Genomic DNA, 18,203 nt, shown 5'->3' with positions numbered 1-18,203 from the left:
CTTAACTGATTTGTCCGCCCATTGTCACGATATCTTCTTCGAGTGCGACTGCGACATCAATTGCGATCCTCAGCCCTTTCACAATGGTTTCCAACGCCATGCTGGGCTGCCCCGGCTGGCGGGCAGCCTGTTCCGGAAGATAGGGGATATGAATGAATCCGCCCCGAATGGCGGCTTTTGATTCGGCGATGTAATGCATCAATCCGTAGAAAACATGATTGCACACGAACGTTCCGGCTGTATGGGATACGGCGGCCGGTACTCCCTGCCGATTCAGTTCTTGTACGATTGCCTTGATCGGAAGGGTAGACCAGTATCCAACAGGCCCGCCGGGTACAACCGGCGTATCAATCGGTTGGTTTCCTTCGTTATCGGGGATGCGCGCATCATTCACATTGATCGCCACCCGTTCGACGGTCATTTGGGGTCGTCCGCCTGCCTGCCCGACGCAAATGACAAGATCGGGCTTGACCTGTTCGATCGCAGCGTACAAGCAGTCAAGCGCCTTGCCGAATACGGTAGGCATTTCCCTGACCTCGACTGCATACGTTTCGGTTTTCAGATGGGCCAGGCATTTGACCGCTTCCAACGCCGGATTGACGGATTCTCCGCCAAACGGATCAAATCCCGTTACGAGAACGTTCTTCATCGTATCTCCTCCGTTCTTATCTCCACTGAGTCCCATTCTCTCGCCAGCCGAGCTCGAATGAAATCCGTTTGACAGCCTCCTGCAGCACATGGATTAACTCTGGTAACCGCTCGTCGCCGAATCGAACATCCGGACCGGCAATGCTTAATCCGGCGCAGATGCGGCCGTGATGATCAAAGATTGGCGCAGCCACCGAAGCGGTGTTTTCCTCCAGTTCCGAATAGCTGACGGTATAGCCGTTTTTCCGCGCTTCGGCGAGGACTTCCCTTAGCCGCTGCTTGTCCGTGATGGTTCCGGATGCATATGGAACCAGCGTGATCGCGTTTATATACTGTTCGCGTTCCTGTTCGTCCAGATAGGCGAGGATGATTCGGGAACAGGCTCCCGCGTAGAGGGGGGATCTCCTGCCAATTTTCGTGTAAAGCCGGACCGGATGCAGCGTGTCCAATTTTTCAATATACATCGCCTGGTCCCCGTCTCGAATGATCAGATTGACGGCCTCGTCCACCTGATCCCGCAAGGTTTTCATCACCGGTAACGCGATTTGGCGGATATCCAATCGCTCGGCCACCAACTGGCCGAACTGCAGGAATGTCAGGCCCAGTGAATAGCTGCCGTCTGCGTTTTTCTGCAGGAGCCCCATCTCTTCCAGTGACCCTGCCATGCGATGAATGGACGTTTTGGGCATGCCCGACAGCTCTACCATGTCGTTGAGGCTTAGTTTTGCGTGCTGGAGAAAAAGATTCAGCACTTCCATCGATTTGACAATCGTCTTGTTCTTGTTTTGTATCATGAGCCCCCTTGATCCTCCCCAGCCAATCAAAATGGATGAAGCACAACGGGCTGCCGCCGGCTTTGTACATCGGCGGCAGTCCTCGTCTGCATGCGTCCGCTCACAGGGAGAGGACATACATCAGGACGATGTTAAACGCTAGGATAATCAACGCAGTGGGAACCTGCACACGAATGACGTGGTTTTTATCTTTCAAGTCAAGCAGGGCGGCAGGCACAATGTTGAAGTTGGCTGCCATCGGAGTCATCAGGGTGCCGCAGTAACCGGCAAACATCCCGATGGCCGCCAGATGGTTGGCATCCACACCAAATTGCTTGATCAACAGCGGGACAGCGATTCCCGCCGTCATCACCGGGAAAGCGGCAAACGCATTTCCCATCACCATCGTAAACAAAGCCATACCGATACAGTAAGCAAAGACGACCCAGAACAGGGAATGGGTAGGAATGATTTTTCCCACCAAATCAGAAACAACAGTGCCAACCCCGGCGCTGGTAAAGATCGTCCCCAACGTTGCCAGCATCTGCGGCAGGAGGGAGGCCCAGCCGATGGCTTCCAACAACCTTCGCGATTCCTTTACAGCGACAACAGGTGCAGATTTGGTCATCCACAGACCTGCAAGCAGTGCGATCAGCGTTGCCACGCCAAGTGACACGAGGGTGATGTTCTTTTGGTCAAAGATAAACAGGTCACCGATTTTTACGCCTTTGAACCCTGTCGTGCCAATCACGGTGATGACCGGGATCAATAAAGCAGGAATGAACAGAAGATTCTTCAACCGGTTGCGATTTTGCATTTTCTCTTCCGGAGTTGCTTCCCCGTAGCTGCCGGGTTTCAAACCGCCTGCTCCCACGATGGCAACCATCACCAGCACGAGCAGGCCCATGTAAAACGGCGGAATCACACTGCCGAGCAGCAGGGAAATCCCGTAGAGGAAATAAAACAGTCCGGATGTGAGACGCCGCGGATTTTTCCGGTCAGCGAAGGTAAACAAACTGCCCAACACGACGATTATCCCCAAAAAGATATAGACGGCTTCGATGGACAGCAGCATCGATTATTCCTCCTTTCCGATCGCCGCATGGCTGCTTGCGGAACCAAGACGCTTCTGAAGAGAACGATCCAGCAGATACAGACGAATACAGTGGACGATCAAGGCGGCAACAGCGGTCGGAATCGCCCACAACGCCATGTGCAGCGGATCGGAAGGAATGTTGTTTTGATCAAAGAAGCCTTTCATCAACAAGATTGCCCCGATGGCGATAAAAACGTCTTCACCGAAAAATACCCCGATGTTGTCAGCAGCGGCGGCATGGGCACGGATTTCATCGCGAACGTTGTCCGGCAATTTGCCGTATTTTGCTTCTGCAGCCCCTTCTGCCATGGGAGCGACAAGCGGACGAACCATCTGCGCGTGTCCGCCGATGGAGGTTAATCCGACGGCTGCGGCTACTTCCCGAATGACAAAATAAGCGGTAAGAATCCGGCCGGTCGTTGCCGCCTTGATTTTGGCCACAACGCTTTCCGCCTGTTCGCGCAGCCCATGACGTTCCAACAGGCCGATGACCGGCAGCGTGGCGATGAAAACGGCCATATACCGATTGGTCGTGAACGCTTTCCCGAATTGTTCGATAATTTCATACAGCGATTGATGGGCAAGCAGTCCGGTCACCAGCCCCGCGCTGGTGACAACCAAGAGCGGATTTACGCGAATGATAAAACCGACGATGACGATAACAAGTCCAAGCAAGACCATTCCCTGTTTCTCCCCTCAATCATTTTGTTGTGGAAAGCGGTCGTTTCCGCTCCAGTCCGATGCGAACAGTGCCATTCGTGAAAGGTTGGCGCACAAGCTCAACGTGGATCTGTCTTTGCGCCAGCCAGTCAAGGATGGCTTGATGAACAACATGGTGGGCGTGTTGGCAAGCAGCCAGCTCCTTGCCGTACACCGTTTCGTCGTTTACCTCTGTCATCAAATCTGCGGTCACCCATTGCGGAAACCGCTCGATCAAATCGTGCGACTGTTTGTCCCGTTTTGCATGACGGATATAGGCGATGCTTCCATGGGACAATTCCACCGGAAAGTGCTTCTCATCAAACTGAGTCCCCCAGCGGATATACGTACGGAGCCACTCCCGATTGTCGTTTGCCACCGCTTCGTCTTCATCCAGTCTTTTTGTCAGGAACGAGCGCAGGGAATGATACGCTTCCCGCTGTTCCGCCGTTGAATCCGTGAGCTCTCGCCAAATGGTATACATCCGGGCGCTGGGAATCCAGTAGGAAACCGGGAAGCGGGGCGGGCTGTGATAGCCGCTGAACGGTTGAATCCATTCATGCGAAGGGACCCCGTGGTCGTCAAGGACAATATCCGGCTTCCATCGGTTCCACACTTTGGGATACACCCGACTTTCGCCAAAGGGCACATCCGGTTGAAACCGATATTTGGCAAACTCCAAGCCGCATGCGTTGTAACGGGCCGCATGGTGTTTCCAGCAAGGGTGTTCGGCTGTCATCTGGGCGTGCAGCGCTGCGCCGTCCACGTTTTCCAACGGAACAATCACAACATTCAGATGATCCAGAACGGATGGGTCGGCCGTCACCTGCTCAATCAGGTGCAGCGCAGCATTTGTGCTGGACACCTCGTTGGCATGGTGCCGTTCATTGATGAACAGCGTCGGCTTGTACAGTGTTTGCTTGAGAGAACTGCAAATGCTCGCCTTATCGTTCGATGACGCATACAATTCCACCAGCCAGATCCACTGGCCAAGAAAGGAAAAATCGATCGGTGTCACCCGACCGGGGATCTTCTCCTTCCGCTTTTCCAGCCAATCCTGAACATCTTCGTTGACGAAAACATCGTCCGTCACCGATTTTTCAGCAGCATGGGTTGCGGGAGGAGCCAACCCGTTCTCCCCGGCAGAATGTGCTGCCGCGGAAAGCCATGTGCCGCAGGATTCTGCCAGTGCGGGATCGGCCAGGCCGTCAAATGCAAACGTCGTTTGTCCGTTGTGCTGCGTAAGAGAGACAATTCTCGCCTGCCGCCATTGGTCGGCCGGACTTGGCTTCAATACGGTCTCTTCCCCGTGTTGGAACACAATCCGTACATGATGGTCGTTAGGCAGGGCGTATAAAGCGATGCGCGCATGCGGCTTTCCGCCGGGTTCGTGGTGCATGAACGGCACGATACCTCCAGGTGCGTCCCAGCCCGGATCACCCGTTTGCTTCCCATGCTCATGCAGGGCATGCAGGGTGTAGAAATACAAATCTTCATGCAGCGCCTCCAAGGCGGAACTTACCTCTTCCAAGTGCGGCACCTTGTTGTCTGCGGCATCCATCCAGACGTGACACTCAAGCCGCAAGAATTTGGGCACCCCCTGCACGGGTCCGACATGTGCGACCACTGCGGGAAGGACGGATTGCTGATACCATTTCCAAAAGCGATACGGATTCGTTTCAAAGGATTGGCTGGCCAATGCCTGGGCTTGTCCGCTCGGATAAATGCGGCAGCCGGCAAACGGGATCATGACATGGCCTCGCTCTGGTTGATCAGGCATGTACGGCAGACTTTTTCCCCAGCCTTCCCAGGACCAATCCGCCAGGACTTTGCCCTGCTTGTTTTTGGCCGCTATACGGAACATGGGGGCCGACTGCTCTTCCAGCAGTTCCAGCGTGATCCGTTCCGGCGGCACATCCAGTGCTTTCGCCAAAATCGCGTCGAAGGGGTACAGCTCTTGTAAATAGCGGTGCACCAGATCAAGATGTTTGACATCGGGCCGAAACGCGCGCGCCTGCAGGACGATGGAATCGAGATCGGCAACCTGCCTGATTTGCGGCAGGACTTCCTGCATCGCCCAGTGTAGACCGGATTTGTTGGCGTCACGGTAGACAAATGAGGCGGAGATCCCCCATTGTTTCTGGATCGCGGTTGTCAGTTGTTCCGCCCAACGGAGAAAGCTTGGCTCACTGGTTGTCGTCGTCACTTCGATCGCGATTTCGTCGGCCAACTGTCCAGCTTCCTGCAGCCGTGCCAGTGTGGTGAAAAGATACGCTTCCATGTCTTGCAATTCACCACGGTCTTCCCAATCGGCGGTCCAAACGGGCGCGGCGTGCTCAACCAGAATGGAACGGCTGCTCATGTTTGGACCAAGATAATGTCTCCACAACTCAACCGGATTCGCCAGGTGTTCGGGGAGGACAAGCTGTGCGATCTCCCCCCGTCTCTGTTCCATAAACGCTTTCATGCCCAACTGTGCACGCAGTTGAATATCCGGACTGGCACTTTGCAGGGAAGCAAAGCGGTGCCTCCAGGTATCCTCTGTCGGCAGATCGAGCGGAGCAAACCATTCTGTTAACAAGTCGCGAACAAATGCAATGATTCTTCGCTTGCTGCAGTGAATCGCCAGGCCGCCACTTTCCACAGGAGAAAGTTCCACGAAAGCCTCGCGATCATCTGAATCATCAGCCGTTAGGGAAATCTCAAACCGATTGGCAGGTTTGCTTTCGCCAAGACAAGCGGTCACCGGGAAGCAGACATACCCTGCCGACAATGCAAGTCTCGCAGCCAATTCAACCGCGGCTGCCGTTGGTTCGAGGTCAGGATCGCGTACATGAAAATAAAGATCAAGGGTTGGATGCAGCTCATCTTCGTTTTGCCGATAAAGCCCTTCGACGGAAAAAAGGTTGTGCAGGGAATACCGTTGTGGTGCATCCCGACCATCCACGGACGTGCCGGAAAAGGAAATCTCTCGAGGGACCAGAATCATCGGTTCATGTTCAGGGAATCCGTTTGCGAAACAGTCAGATGCAAGAGCTCGTGCCGCATGCAGTGTCATCTCGGGAGAACTGCCCGTAACGACAAGAACCGGGCCCGGTTCCCGCTGTATTAGATAAAGCAGCCCCGATTCCTGTGTCAGTTCCTTCCGTGCAGCGTGTATGGGCAGCGCGTGCTCGCCCAAAACGCGAAACAACCACGCTTCGTCATATCCCATCACCAGATGGAAGGGGGCGGCACCGTTATCCGATCTCGTTTCCAATTGATCAAAAATAAAGAGATGATCAAAGATCGGAACGGGCAGCTCAGCCATATGAAGGCCAATTCGCGCGGCCAGCTCAACCATTGCGGCAGATTCCCAGCACGTCCGCCGCGACGGTACTGTAATCCGCGAACGCAGGCCCGCCGGGGCGCTCCTTCCCTCATGCGAGTAGAAAAGTCCATCGGTTGTCCAGAAATGTTGCGCAGTCATCAGGATCTCCTCGCAATACGTCGTTCCGTATTTCGGAACATTCATTTCGAAATTGTTACTCTTATGATAGTATTCAGTAAAAGAGGAAATCAATAGTTATTTTTTGAAAATTTGTCCTTTTTTATAAATCATTCAACTGTTCCACTTTCAACACTTCCCTCGCTGCAGCGGGGGATTAGGCGTACTTCCGTGGGGTGGTAACGGAACAAAGATCCCAATCCCAAGCAATTCAGCCATTTTTTGTATTTCGCTTTGTTGGTCACTTTCGCTACTTGAGCGTCAAATTGCTCACCTGATCCATGTTCCGATCCATCCGAGAATCCGCTACTTTTGACAAGCCGTAGACGCATACCTTCTGACAGGGAGGGATGCGCGGTGCATGTAAAGCTCATACCTGGAGATTCTGCTCACAGTATCCGTTCCGCCTGTTATCAGTACTTGTTAGGAAAATACAGGAGGGAGAAGCTGAATGGTCGGGATATACGCCAGGGTGAGTACGGAAGAACAAGCGAGAAGCGGATTCAGCCTCGACGACCAAATCAGGGAGTGCCGGAAGAAGGCGGGGACCCGTGAGGTGGTCGAATACGTCGATGACGTATCCGGTGAGTTTCTGGATCGGCCTGCCCTCACCAAGCTGCGGCAAGACGTAAAAGAGGGCCTCATTACAAAAGTCATCTGTCTGGACCCGGATCGTCTTTCACGCAAGCTGATGAACCAGTTGATCATCACGGACGAGTTTGACAAACGCGGGGTAGAGCTGGTGTTCGTGAATGGGGAGTACGCCAAAACACCGGAAGGGCAGCTGTTTTACAGCATGCGCGGCGCCATCGCGGAGTTCGAAAAAGCCAAGATCAATGAGCGGATGAGCCGGGGGCGGAAGGAAAAGGCACGACAAGGACGAGTGCTGCGGGATTTTAAAATATACGGGTATGGTTATGACCCCACCACCGAGCAAATGGTGGTGAAAGAGGACGAGGCCGTGGTGATCCGGCTCATCTTCGATCTTTTCACACAGCCCAATGACCTGGTGCAGGGCATCAATGGAATTGCCAAGTATTTGACGGACAAGAGGGTGCCAACGAAACGCGGAGCGGATGTGTGGCACCGGCAAGTGGTTCGTCAGATCCTGATGAATGAAGCGTACATCGGGAAGTTTTATCAGAATCGCTGGAATACAGAGGGGATGCTTGGAAACAGGTTTCGTTCGCCCGAGGAGAGGGTCCGCATGAGACAGCGGCCAAAAGAAGAGTGGATTTTACTTCCGTGCCCCGCGATCGTCGATGAATCCACATTTGTGCATGCGCAAAAATTGTTGAAGGAATCCCGGAGAAGATGGGCCGGCAGACGCCTTCATCCCTATTTGTTAAGCGGGTTGGTTCGCTGCGGGGACTGCGGAAACACGATGACCGGTCGAAAGACAAAGCATTGGGGGAGGGATGTCTACGAGTACACAGACATCAAAAACACGGCAGGAGCCAAACACCACGGATGCGGGCGGCGAGTGAAGTGCGAGGACCTGGACAGGGAAATTTGGGAGACGGTCCGATCCTGGCTGGATCATCCGGAGGAAATGGCTGCAGCCGTTGAGGAGAGCGACGAAACCTCTTTCGAGCAAGCTGAAATCAACCGGCTGACAAAAGAGTTGGAAAAAACCAGAGTCGGCCGCAAGCGATTGCTGAAGCTGTTTGCTTCAGGCGAAGAGGACCTGGGGGAAGAGGAGATTCGCCAGGAACTGCGTGAATTGAAGGACAAAGAGGACCGATTGGTGCAGCAGCTCGCGGAATGGCAGGATCGGGTCAAACGCATGGAAGAGGGTGGGGACAACCGGAATGTCCTGCGGGAAGCGGCCTACTACTACTTGTCCAAGGCGCCTGATGAGCTTACGTTCGAGGATAAACGGGAACTGATTCGCCATGTCGTTCGCGAGGTCAAGGTCTTTCAGGATCACATCGACGTCTACACGTTCTGATGCATCCCGATTGACAGTAGAAGTTCGTTTTCAATGCAGCGGGCGGCATACGTCGCCAGTTTGGTCCCTTTCTCCACCTGGTAGCTCTCGATGGCTTTGATCAGACCGATCGTGCCGATGGAAATCAGGTCTTCGCTGTCTTCGCCAGTGTTTTCAAACTTTTTGACAATGTGGGCCACGAGCCGCAGGTTGTGCTCGATCAGCTTGTTGCGCGCGTACGGGTCCCCTTCTGCCATCAGCCTCAGGTATTTTTCCTCTTCCGTATCGGGCAGCGGCTGGGGAAACGCGTTGTTCTTGACGTAGGCCACAAACAGCATGAGTTCCTTGAACAACAGGGAAAGCGCCGCAAAGATGCTGGACACGCCTGCCACCTCCACGTCTGGAATGCTTACACCTATCCATATGTGGGCGGCTGCCCATGCGTGCCTGTACGGGAAAAAGGACGGCGCAGATGGAACCGTCGGAAAACCGTGAACCACCGGGGATGTGATCGCAAGCAAGCAGGACAAAACGGCGCCCCGGGACACGACGCCGGGGCTGGATTTGTGTACGCGATCACTCGGCGTCGGTAATGCGCAGATAGGAAATGTTTCGCACGTTGATCACGATGTCATCGTATTGAAGCCATCCATCGCTGAGGTTGGCAACCATCTGGACGATCTCTTCCGGTTCCGTCGTCCGGATGGACACCGAATCGCCTCCGGAAAAATGAAACGTGATGTTCTTTACTGCCGTCATCGGTACCATCTCCTTTTCACATCTTGCCACAGAGGCAGGGTGTTCCTCGACGGAGAGGGACTTCGGTTCAGGAGCCGTGAGTCCCCTTCCCTACACCCCATGTATCGGCAAAATCAGTGTTTTCTGAAAGAGCATGTTGGAGAGGATTCGGCTTTCTATGTTCCCGTCGCGTTCGGCAGGATGGTGGAGACGGTTGGCCGGTTGCTATCCGTCCTTTTGCCCCCACTTGTTCGCCAGCTCCGGCCGTTGATAGGCGGTCAGTTTGTCCAGCAGGCGGGCGGGGTCGCTGTCGCTGACGAGCAGGTCGGCGTGGGAGGCGGGCATGAACCCGGCGCTCACGGCTTTCTCAATCATCTGCAGGAGCGGTGTGTAATACCCGTTGACGTTGAGAATGCCCACCGGTTTTTGGTGGATGCCCAACTGGCACCAACTGACGGCTTCAAACAGTTCTTCCCACGTGCCGTAGCCGCCGGGGAGGGCGATAAAGGCGTCCGACAGCTCCGCCATTTTCGCTTTCCGCTCGTGCATGTCGGCCACTTCGTAGAATTGGCTCAATCCCGTGTGGGCCATTTCGCCGCGAAATAATCCGCGCGGCATCACCCCGATCGCTTTGCCTCCCGATTCCAGCACGGCGTTGGCGGTGCAGCCCATCAGCCCCATGTTGGAGCCGCCGTAGACCAACCCCAGTCCCCGGCGGGCAATCTCATGGCCCAATTTTCGGGCCGCCTCGGCGTACACCGCATCGACGCCCGGATTGGAGCCGGCGTAGACACATACATTGTTCATGGTTTCTCCCTCCTGACGCTGTGGTTGACTTTCTATTATATACTGGTGATTATGGAAAAAGAAAGGGAGAGTGCCAGGACCATTGATTGAGGTTCAGCAGCGGGGTTCCCGGTTTTACGGCAGGCGCGGCTGGACGGGGTACGGACCGAGGCACTCCACGAAGGAGACGTTACAAAAGGAACGGATGGCTTGTTTCGAAAATCAAAAAGGGACAGGTTCGTATGGGCGATATATTCCGTTACGTACCCAACCACGCGGAGATTGGAGTTGGGCTTGCGCTAAAGGATGAACAGGGCGACTATGTATTCGTGTTGGCTGGAACGCGACACAAGTTCACTTCCAATGAACTCTTTTACGCTGGCATTGGGGGACATCTGGAACAAGGGGAAGATTTGCCATCTTGCGGAAAAAGAGAAGCGATGGAAGAAATCGGAGCGGAGGTACACATACAATGTTCACCTGCAAATCCAGTGTACATATCCAGGGACAAGGAAATTCGGACCATTACCATGGCAGACGAATGCAAACCACTGGCTATTTATGAAATGATTCATCCGAGCGGCAGTCCCCGGGAAGGGGAAATCTATTACATTGTCATCTATCTGGCAAAATTGATATCTTCACCCGGAGACCTGAAAACAGATGAAGTTTCCGGGGTGATTACCATGAAGAAAGAGCAGGTAAAGAAAGGAATTTTCAGAAGAGCAACCCTGCAAACGCTGATGGACGAAGGGGCTCGCCTGATTGCACGCAGTCCTCACATTCAGCCTGATGTCATTGTATATCCGATCGGGACTGCTGAGGCATTGTCTTACTACCTGAACCACATCGAAAAGCATCACCCTTACTCGTAGCAGAAGCCGGTGCTGCCAGCGGATTGAAGGGGCGCTTTTGACGTGGTCGAGGCAAGACAGCGGTGGCGGTATCGCTGAAAACCAAAGCAGTCCCCTTACGCCGAGGGGGGACTGCTTTTTCGCGGGACGGACGGCTGCTTCCGGCTTTTCAGCAAGGCCGCCTTTACCTGTTCCCGCTTCGGTTTTTCGCACAAGACGTACAGGATGTCTCCCGCCTGCAGCCTCGTCGAGCCGTGCGGCGTGATCAGCCTGTCATCGCGGATGACCGCGGTGATCAGCGTGTTGTCGGGGAGCGACAGCGACTGGATCTCCCGTCCCGCCGCCGCCGTATCCGCCTTGAGTTCGATTTCCATCATCTCCGAATTGGTTTTGCCGATGGAGACCAGCTCCAGGCTGTGGGGAACCACCGTCTTTTGACCGGTGGAAAGCCCCCAGCGGTTTGCCAGCGGGGAAATGGTGCCGCCTTGAATCAAGGCGGACGTCAGGACGACGAAAAACACCACGTTGAAAAAGAGCTGCCCCTTGTCCAGTCCGGCCAGCAGCGGGTAGGTGGCCAGGACGATGGGAACGGCCCCCCGCAGTCCGGCCCAGGCAATGAACATCTTTTCCCGGAAGCTGAAGCGGGTGAACCAGGTGCTGACAAAGACGCCGACCGGCCGGGCGACGAACATGAGCAGCGCGGACAGCACCAGCCCCTGCCACGTCACGTCCAGCAGTTGATCGGGGAAGACCAGGAGCCCCAGCAGGATGAACATCAGGATCTGCATCATCCAGGCAAAGCCTTCGTTGAAGCGGAAGATGGAGTGGCGGTAGGTCAGGTCGGAGTTGCCGACCACCAGCGCCATCACGTACACCGCCAAAAGGCCGCTTCCGTGCAGGAGCGCTGTGCTGCCGTAGGTGAAGATGGCCAGCGCGAGGGAGAGCACCGGGTACAGGCCCGAGGAGTCCAGATTGATCTGGTTGATGACCCAGACGGACGCTTTCCCCAGCAGCATCCCCATCACCAGGCCGAAGCCCATCTCCCACAGCAGGGAAAAGACCAGTGAGAAGAAGCTGGCGTCATCGGGCATCGCAATGAGCTGGATCAGCGAGACGGTCAGAAACATGGCCATCGGGTCATTGGTCCCCGACTCCGCCTCCAGGAGGGAAGAGATCCGCTCTTTGATGTTTTTGCTGCCGAGCACGGCGAAAACGGCTGCCGCGTCGGTGGAGCCGACGATCGCTCCGAACAGCATGCCCTCCAGCCAGGAAACCTGCAGGATGAGCGCGGCGAAAGCGCCGATCACCAGTGTGGTGAGAAAGACGCCGATCGTAGCCAGGGAGAGGGAGGGAACGATGACGGGCCGCACTTTGCTCCATTTTGTCTGCATGCCGCCCTCGAACAAGATGACAATCAGGGCCAGGATACCGAACAATTGGGTGAGGGCGGCGTTGTCAAAATAAATGAACCGGTTGAGGAACATGCCGACGGCGATAAAGAACACCAGGGCGGGCAGGCCGATCCGGGAAGAAAACTTGGTGGTAAGGACACCGACGACCAACAGGATGGCGATCAACAGGCTAAAGTGGTCGGTGGAAATGGACATGCACTCACCTACTTTCACATGAATCGGCAGGACCGATGCCAGCCATTCGTTTTATCTCCGTGCTGCCGAACGTTTCACAGGGCAATATGTAATTATATCGCAATTTTTTGTCAATTGAAAATGTCGGTGTGTCCGCAATGGGCGCTTGAGATGGCCGCCGGGGGATTGGCCGGCGTGCACGGCGTGGGACGATGTTTCATGCGCGGTCGGATGGCGGGCCTCGAGAGGATAAACCTTTGGGTGTGCGGGAAATGTAACCATATCGACAAGACTACTTCTCGTACGGTACGGAGGATCGATTGTGTTGCGAAAAACATGTGCCGCGCTGATTGTCTCTGCCCTGCTGTCTCTCGCCATCGTCTCCTGCGGCGGTCCGAATGCGGATGAGACGCCCCCGTCCGGGACAGCCCGTCTCCAAACGACTGCCGACAGGCCAAAGGTCATCGTCCTGCTGGTCGATTCCCTGCTGTCCCCGTCGATCGACCGGCTGCTCGCCGCCAACAAGCTGCCGGCGCTCCGGTTTCTCATCGAGAACGGCGTGTACAAGCGGGATGTCATCAGCTCCTTTCCCACCATGTCGGTCACCATCGACAGCTCGCTGTTGACCGGAACCTATGCCGACGGGCACGGAATTCCCGGGCTGCTCTGGTATCACGCCGCGGAGAAACGGATCGTCAACTACGGCGACGGCTCGCGTGCCGTTTGGCAGAACGGCCCCCGGCAGCTTTTGACGGACAGCTTGTACAACCTGAATCAGCAGCATCTTTCCAAGCGGGTCGAGACGCTGCATGAAGCGCTGGATCAGGCGGGATTCACCTCCGCCTCCATCAACGGTCTGATCTACCGGGGCAGCGTCCCGCACGAACTGGTCCTGCCGGCCAATCTGGCCAACCTCGTCCTGAAGACGCAGAAGGTTTCCGTCATGGGGCCGCATCTGCTCGGCTTCGGGACGCTGTCCAGCGTGACGAATCAGCCGCTGCCGGAGGGACCGCTGCAGTCGTTCGGCTTCAACGACGCCTACACCGCTCAGAGCCTCGTCAGCCTGGCGGGAGGGGGACGGCTTCCGGATGTGACGGTTGCCTATTTTCCCGACATGGACGGACGGCTGCACAAAAACGGCCCCGGCGATACGTCCGGCGTGGAAAACATGGACCGGCAGCTGCAGATCATCCTCAACGCGTTCGGCGATTGGCGGCGGGCGCTGGAGCACCATGTGTTTGTCGTCATGGGCGACAGCGGAGTGGCATCGACGGCGGCGGACAGGACGGCTGCGGTCATCGAGCTGGACAAGATGATGGCCGCTGCCGGGTACCGCGTCCTGCCGATGGGAAGGCAGGCGGGCGCCGACGACGATGTCGCGATCGCCGTCAACGGCCGGATGTGTTACGTGTACGCCTTGTCGCCGCGGGCGCCGCTGTCCGGACTGGCCGGAGCGCTGGGCAACGAGCCGCGGATCGATCTGATCGCCTGGAAAGAAGGGGAGTGGGTTCAGGTCCAGAGAGGAGGCAGCGGCAGCCGTCTTCGCTTCCGACTCGGCGGGACGTACCGGGACCCGTACGGGCGCACATGGGACGTGGAGGGGGACTGGGCGGTGCTGGGCCTGGCCCGCGATGCCGTCACCGGGCGCATCCATTCACGGGAATATCCCGATGGACTGACCCGGCTGCATGGCGCGCTGCATTCGCATCCCGGCGATTACCTGGTGGTGACGGCCGTTCCCGGCGCCGAATTTCACGCCAACGGGTCGCCCAACCATCCGGGCGGGGGCAACCACGGGGGACTGCACCGCGTGGATTCCCTGTTCCCCTTCATCGCGGCGGGGAAAGGGAGACTGCCCGCGCCGCCCGCCCGCATCGTGGACGTGAAAGCATACCTTCTGTCGCTCGTGCAGGCGAGCCGCGTGCGGATCGGAGCAGGCAGATGACGCGGGCGATGTGCACGGGGGGATGAGGAGCGGCCATCCTTTGCAGATGGCCGCTGTCCGGGAGGTGTATGTGCAAAGCAATCCGCGGCAGGCGGGATTGCCGTTGTTTTCCACGTTACCAGTCGACGAAGCGGATGGCGCGGACGATCACCTCTGCCGTGCCCATGGGCATTTCCAGGCGCAGCGTGTCGTCTACGGCATGCATCAACAACTGTCGACCGAGGGGCGAAAGGAACGAGATGCGTCCCGCATCCGGATCGGTCTGTTCCGGGAAGCAGATCGTCAACTGCTCCTCGTACCCATCCTCAACATAGTGCAGCGTTACTTGCGATCCGATCACCACCCTGGGCAGATCGGAAGTCGTGTTCCCGGCTGTCTCATGAAGCAGGGATTCCACTGTGGATACGTACTGATCCAGCCACTGACTGGCTTTTTGGCGCTCGGCCTGTTTTCCGGCAAAATGCAAATCCAGGAACGGAATGCGCTGTTCGTCAAAATAGACAAGCTGCTCCACCAGTCGGCGGCGCAGGGGCGTAAGGGTACTACGGTTCACCGTAATCATCTCCTATTCGTATTGGTATGGACCACCGGTCAGCAAAGGTGGTGAGTCGCCAGGGCGTTCGCCTCATTTTCATATACAATCTCCTCCGAATAAAAGAATGTGGCCCCCTGCTCCAAACGCATGGGACCTTGCTTCCATTTTACCTGAATCCTGGAAAATTACAACATGGTTTCCAGCGGGAGTGCAGCGTCCGCCTGTTTGCTGCAAGCGGCCGCAGACGAAAAACAGCCCTTCGGTGCGTTGTTCCTGCACCATAGGGCTGTTTTTGGGGAAGGCATAAACACCGGTCAGGAAGTTTTCGGCATGGTCCGCTGCGGATACACGTAAATGGCTACTGCGTGACGGGCTGCCCCTGCTTCCATTCGATCGTCCGTTCGATCTGTGCCCGCTCCGGCTCGGTGAGAAGGCCCAGCCGCCAGAGGGCAATGCCTTTCAGGCCGTAGCGTTTGGCCAGCCCGATCTTGCCGTTGACCGTCTGCTCGTTTTCGCTGGCGAGCGAGATACCGAGCAGCAGTTTTTCCTTGGGCACCTGGGCCATCGCCAGCTTGACCGCCTCGTCCACCTTGGCGATCGGCTCGGGCTGCTTTTCGTCCCCATAAGCGTACGCCATCAGGATCAGCTCGTGGGCCAACTGCCCCAACGCGGCGAAATCGTACCCTTTATACGCCCCGTTCGGCGGATGCAGTACCAGCGAGAGCGACAGGCCCGACTCGTGCAGATGGTGGGCGAGCAGCCGGACAAAATCGGTGTACTGCTGCCGGGCGGCTGCGATGTCGCCATCCAGGCCAAGGCCTTCAAAATCAAGCGCGACGCCGGCAAATCCCCGCTCGTTGGCGAGCGAGACGATTTGCTGTACCGCCTGCTGCCGCAGAGCCGGATCGGATAGCAGCCGGGTCAGTTCGCCCGTTCCGTCTGTGGCGAAGACCATCAGATAGGGGGCGGTGCCCTGCTGTTTGGCGTCCTCCACGATCACCTCCGGGGTGATGGCACATGCAAGGGTTTTCGCCGCGATTATCGGACGTGGAGGGTATACTCCTTGTGGTCGTGGATCGTTTCGTCTTTTTCCACGTGGACGTTGACGGTGTAGTCACCGAAAGCGGGCAGGGTGACGGATGCGCCGTATACGCCCGGCTGCGTTTCCGCCGCGTCGACAAACTGGTGGCGTTCTTCGCCGGCGCGCCAGTATTCAAAACGCACCGCGGCCTTGGCAAGCGGCTGGTTGTCTTTCGTCAGGCGGACGGTCAGAGCGGCCGCTTCGTTGGCTGTGAGCGTGTCGGCCGGCTGGAAGTGATAGTCGACGCCGCTGGTGTGCCGGTGATTCGCGCCGTGTTCGCCGCCGTGCTCGTGATCGGCGGCCTGCCCGCTGTCGCGGCCGTCGGGGGCACCTGCGGCTTGTTCGGCCGGTTGGGACGCGGGTTCGCCGCCGCCGGCTGCCCTGACCGTAAACGGATGCTTCTGCATGTTGTGGAAGTCGCGCGCGGTCACGTGGTACATCACGTAATAGGAGCCGGGTTCGGCAAATGTTTTTTGCGCCGTGTAGACGCCGTCTTTCTCCAGCGCCGCGGGAATCATTTCGTGCTGTTCCTGCCCGTCTTTCCACAGTTCAAACTCCACGCTTCTGGCGTCGTTGACGGGAGCGCCGTCCTGTGTCACCGTGACGGCAAAGGTGATCGCTTCTCCGGCGACCGGTTCCTTCGGCGCGAGGGCCAGCGCCACTTCCACCGGACTGGCGGACGGCGCGGCTTCTTCCTGGCTGCCGCAGCCGGCGGCCATCAGGGCCAGCGCCACGGCCAATGCTGCTATGTATTGCTTCATGCTGAATGTCCCCTCTTTCTTTCCTGTTCCCGACGCGCAGGCAGTCGCCGTCGGGATGATCGCCTCTCCCCAAAGGCGGGCTCGATTGCGGACGTCCCGCCTCCTTCACCATTATAGGCAAAAGCAGGGAAAAGCCTTATGGCTCGAACGGGCTATTTCCGGACGGATGGACGGAGTGTTCACACAACCGCCACCTTTATGGCCAACGGCACAGGAAAACCTCCCGCAGGGGGAGGCTCATGTCATTTCGTTTGCTCCAGGAACCAGGCTTTCAACTGCTCGGCGGTTTGTTCGCCGACGAGGCGGGAGACTTCCTTGCCGTCCTTGTAGTGGACCAGGGTCGGGGTAAACTCGATGCCGTACGCGTCCCAACTGGCGCTGAACTCCAGCAAGTTGTGCTTTTTCACGTCCACCTTCAGCTCTTTCGCCACCGGCACCAGGATGGGAGTGGTAGCCCGGCAGTGCTCGCAGGTGGGGCTGTAAAAGTAGACGAACAGTTCCTCTTTCCCGTCCAGCTTTGCTTTCAGTTGATCAGGGAGAATCTGGTTGTCGTAGAGCGGATCATTCAGTTGTTCGATCGTGGCCGGATGCAGGTTGGCCTTGCCAAAGGGATTGCCTTCCGCCGCTTTTTGGTTCGCGATGTCGGAGTAGACGATCGCGGCGATCAACAGGGCGGCCACAATGACCGAAAGGACGATGACCTTTTTCATGACTTAGCTCTCCTTTTCGTATCTGCGGATGAAGACTTGCAGCACAGCAATCATGATGAAGGCGACCAGGGCGAGAAAAGGTATGGTGATGAAGCCCAGCCAGTTGATATAATCCGTGTTGCAGGGAATGATGCCGCAAGCGGTACCCAGATCGTTCAGCGCGGGTACTTTCTGAATCAGGTAGTGGTACAGGGAGATGCATCCGCCGATGACAGACAGAATCAAGGCGTATGACGACATGCGGTAATCTTTTTTGGCGGCGGCGACTCCCAACAGAATGACCAGCGGGTACATGAAAATCCGCTGGAACCAGCACAGTTCGCAGGGAATGTATTTCATCACCTCCGAAAAAAACAGGCTTCCAGCCGTGGCGATGAGCGATACCACCCATGAACCGAACAGCGCGTATTCCTTGATTTGTTCTCGTCGCATATCAACACCTCGTCCTCATCTTACCACACATTACGAATGGGAAGTAACTTATTCAAAGTAATATTTGTGAAAGTCATTGGATTCCGTCGAGTAATGGTTTGGAAAGACAATGACGCATACTACGGAAAACCGGACGAATTGA

16 protein-coding genes and 1 pseudogene are annotated in these 18,203 nt (G+C 56.5%); 3 read left to right on the top strand and 14 right to left on the bottom strand.

Annotated elements, in window-relative coordinates; genetic code table 11:
* Position 1: 1 nt before the first annotated feature.
* The 5 genes from pcp to A6764_RS16065 all read right to left on the bottom strand — a co-directional run bounded on the left by pcp (position 2) and on the right by A6764_RS16065 (position 6,559).
* Positions 2–649 (bottom strand): pyroglutamyl-peptidase I, encoded by a 648-nt coding sequence (pcp, locus tag A6764_RS16085; protein WP_029097390.1) that lies wholly within the window; start codon positions 647–649, stop codon positions 2–4.
* 16 nt (positions 650–665) lie between these two features.
* Positions 666–1,439 carry an IclR family transcriptional regulator gene (locus tag A6764_RS16080; protein ID WP_176703371.1) on the bottom strand — a complete coding sequence of 258 codons (774 nt, stop codon included), beginning with the start codon at positions 1,437–1,439 and terminating at the stop codon, positions 666–668.
* A gap of 103 nt (positions 1,440–1,542) precedes the next feature.
* Positions 1,543–2,496 (bottom strand): DUF979 domain-containing protein, encoded by a 954-nt coding sequence (locus A6764_RS16075; RefSeq protein ID WP_029097388.1) that lies wholly within the window; start codon positions 2,494–2,496, stop codon positions 1,543–1,545.
* A 3-nt stretch (positions 2,497–2,499) separates the two neighbouring features.
* A complete protein-coding gene (locus tag A6764_RS16070) occupies positions 2,500–3,198 on the bottom strand; it encodes a DUF969 domain-containing protein (RefSeq protein WP_029097387.1) in 699 nt (232 codons plus the stop codon).
* A gap of 19 nt (positions 3,199–3,217) precedes the next feature.
* A complete protein-coding gene (locus tag A6764_RS16065; protein WP_255309786.1) occupies positions 3,218–6,559 on the bottom strand; it encodes a M14 family metallopeptidase in 3,342 nt (1,113 codons plus the stop codon).
* A 595-nt stretch (positions 6,560–7,154) separates the two neighbouring features.
* Between A6764_RS16065 and A6764_RS16060 the strand changes: the two genes are divergently transcribed.
* Positions 7,155–8,654, top strand: coding sequence for a recombinase family protein (locus A6764_RS16060; protein ID WP_065068168.1), 1,500 nt, complete (start codon positions 7,155–7,157; stop codon positions 8,652–8,654).
* A gap of 8 nt (positions 8,655–8,662) precedes the next feature.
* On the opposite strand, the pseudogene A6764_RS16055 reads toward A6764_RS16060, so the two are convergent.
* The 3 genes and pseudogenes from A6764_RS16055 to A6764_RS16045 all read right to left on the bottom strand — a co-directional run.
* Positions 8,663–9,016: pseudogene (locus tag A6764_RS16055) on the bottom strand (sigma-70 family RNA polymerase sigma factor); the annotation flags it as partial.
* Positions 9,017–9,209: 193 nt separating this feature from the next.
* Complete coding sequence (locus A6764_RS16050; RefSeq protein ID WP_029097384.1) at positions 9,210–9,392, bottom strand: hypothetical protein; 183 nt, start codon at positions 9,390–9,392, stop codon at positions 9,210–9,212.
* 204 nt (positions 9,393–9,596) lie between these two features.
* The gene (locus tag A6764_RS16045; protein ID WP_029097383.1) at positions 9,597–10,178 is read right to left on the bottom strand and encodes an LOG family protein; all 582 of its coding nucleotides are present in this window, start codon (positions 10,176–10,178) and stop codon (positions 9,597–9,599) included.
* 221 nt (positions 10,179–10,399) lie between these two features.
* Between A6764_RS16045 and A6764_RS16040 the strand changes: the two genes are divergently transcribed.
* Positions 10,400–11,032 carry an NUDIX hydrolase gene (locus A6764_RS16040; RefSeq protein ID WP_029097382.1) on the top strand — a complete coding sequence of 211 codons (633 nt, stop codon included), beginning with the start codon at positions 10,400–10,402 and terminating at the stop codon, positions 11,030–11,032.
* A 95-nt stretch (positions 11,033–11,127) separates the two neighbouring features.
* Here the strand turns inward: A6764_RS16040 and A6764_RS16035 are convergent, their stop codons facing one another.
* Complete coding sequence (locus A6764_RS16035) at positions 11,128–12,618, bottom strand: potassium/proton antiporter (RefSeq protein ID WP_029097381.1); 1,491 nt, start codon at positions 12,616–12,618, stop codon at positions 11,128–11,130.
* Between the two features lie 301 nt (positions 12,619–12,919).
* Between A6764_RS16035 and A6764_RS16030 the strand changes: the two genes are divergently transcribed.
* Entirely contained in the window at positions 12,920–14,542 is a 1,623-nt protein-coding gene (locus tag A6764_RS16030) for an alkaline phosphatase family protein (RefSeq protein ID WP_264622281.1), read from the top strand.
* 115 nt (positions 14,543–14,657) lie between these two features.
* Here A6764_RS16030 and A6764_RS16025 read toward each other — a convergent pair whose 3' ends face one another.
* The 5 genes from A6764_RS16025 to A6764_RS16005 form a co-directional block, all read right to left on the bottom strand.
* Complete coding sequence (locus tag A6764_RS16025) at positions 14,658–15,095, bottom strand: GreA/GreB family elongation factor (protein WP_065068418.1); 438 nt, start codon at positions 15,093–15,095, stop codon at positions 14,658–14,660.
* 340 nt (positions 15,096–15,435) lie between these two features.
* A complete protein-coding gene (locus A6764_RS16020; protein ID WP_231558780.1) occupies positions 15,436–16,071 on the bottom strand; it encodes a glycosyl hydrolase family 18 protein in 636 nt (211 codons plus the stop codon).
* A gap of 44 nt (positions 16,072–16,115) precedes the next feature.
* On the bottom strand, positions 16,116–16,919 hold the full coding sequence (locus A6764_RS16015; protein WP_264622279.1) for a FixH family protein: 804 nt from the start codon (positions 16,917–16,919) through the stop codon (positions 16,116–16,118).
* Positions 16,920–17,161: 242 nt separating this feature from the next.
* Positions 17,162–17,629: a thioredoxin family protein gene (locus A6764_RS16010; RefSeq protein WP_029097377.1), complete on the bottom strand. Its 468-nt coding sequence runs from the start codon at positions 17,627–17,629 to the stop codon at positions 17,162–17,164.
* Between the two features lie 3 nt (positions 17,630–17,632).
* Positions 17,633–18,061, bottom strand: a complete 429-nt coding sequence (locus A6764_RS16005; protein WP_029097376.1) for a disulfide oxidoreductase — start codon at positions 18,059–18,061, stop codon at positions 17,633–17,635.
* Positions 18,062–18,203: the final 142 nt, after the last annotated feature.

This window comes from Brevibacillus sp. WF146 (assembly GCF_001673705.2).
GTDB lineage: Bacteria > Bacillota > Bacilli > Brevibacillales > Brevibacillaceae > Brevibacillus > Brevibacillus thermoruber.
This window is presented reverse-complemented; position numbering and strand designations above follow the sequence as displayed.

Coding starts and splice junctions, on each gene's coding strand:
- pcp (WP_029097390.1), bottom strand. CDS start 649: ATGAAGAACGTTCTCGTAACGGGATTTGATCCGTTTGGCGGAGAATCC.
- A6764_RS16075 (WP_029097388.1), bottom strand. CDS start 2,496: ATGCTGCTGTCCATCGAAGCCGTCTATATCTTTTTGGGGATAATCGTC.
- A6764_RS16070 (WP_029097387.1), bottom strand. CDS start 3,198: ATGGTCTTGCTTGGACTTGTTATCGTCATCGTCGGTTTTATCATTCGC.
- A6764_RS16065 (WP_255309786.1), bottom strand. CDS start 6,559: ATGGTTGAGCTGGCCGCGCGAATTGGCCTTCATATGGCTGAGCTGCCC.
- A6764_RS16060 (WP_065068168.1), top strand. CDS start 7,155: ATGGTCGGGATATACGCCAGGGTGAGTACGGAAGAACAAGCGAGAAGC.
- A6764_RS16050 (WP_029097384.1), bottom strand. CDS start 9,392: ATGACGGCAGTAAAGAACATCACGTTTCATTTTTCCGGAGGCGATTCG.
- A6764_RS16045 (WP_029097383.1), bottom strand. CDS start 10,178: ATGAACAATGTATGTGTCTACGCCGGCTCCAATCCGGGCGTCGATGCG.
- A6764_RS16040 (WP_029097382.1), top strand. CDS start 10,400: ATGGGCGATATATTCCGTTACGTACCCAACCACGCGGAGATTGGAGTT.
- A6764_RS16035 (WP_029097381.1), bottom strand. CDS start 12,618: ATGTCCATTTCCACCGACCACTTTAGCCTGTTGATCGCCATCCTGTTG.
- A6764_RS16015 (WP_264622279.1), bottom strand. CDS start 16,919: ATGAAGCAATACATAGCAGCATTGGCCGTGGCGCTGGCCCTGATGGCC.
- A6764_RS16010 (WP_029097377.1), bottom strand. CDS start 17,629: ATGAAAAAGGTCATCGTCCTTTCGGTCATTGTGGCCGCCCTGTTGATC.
- A6764_RS16005 (WP_029097376.1), bottom strand. CDS start 18,061: ATGCGACGAGAACAAATCAAGGAATACGCGCTGTTCGGTTCATGGGTG.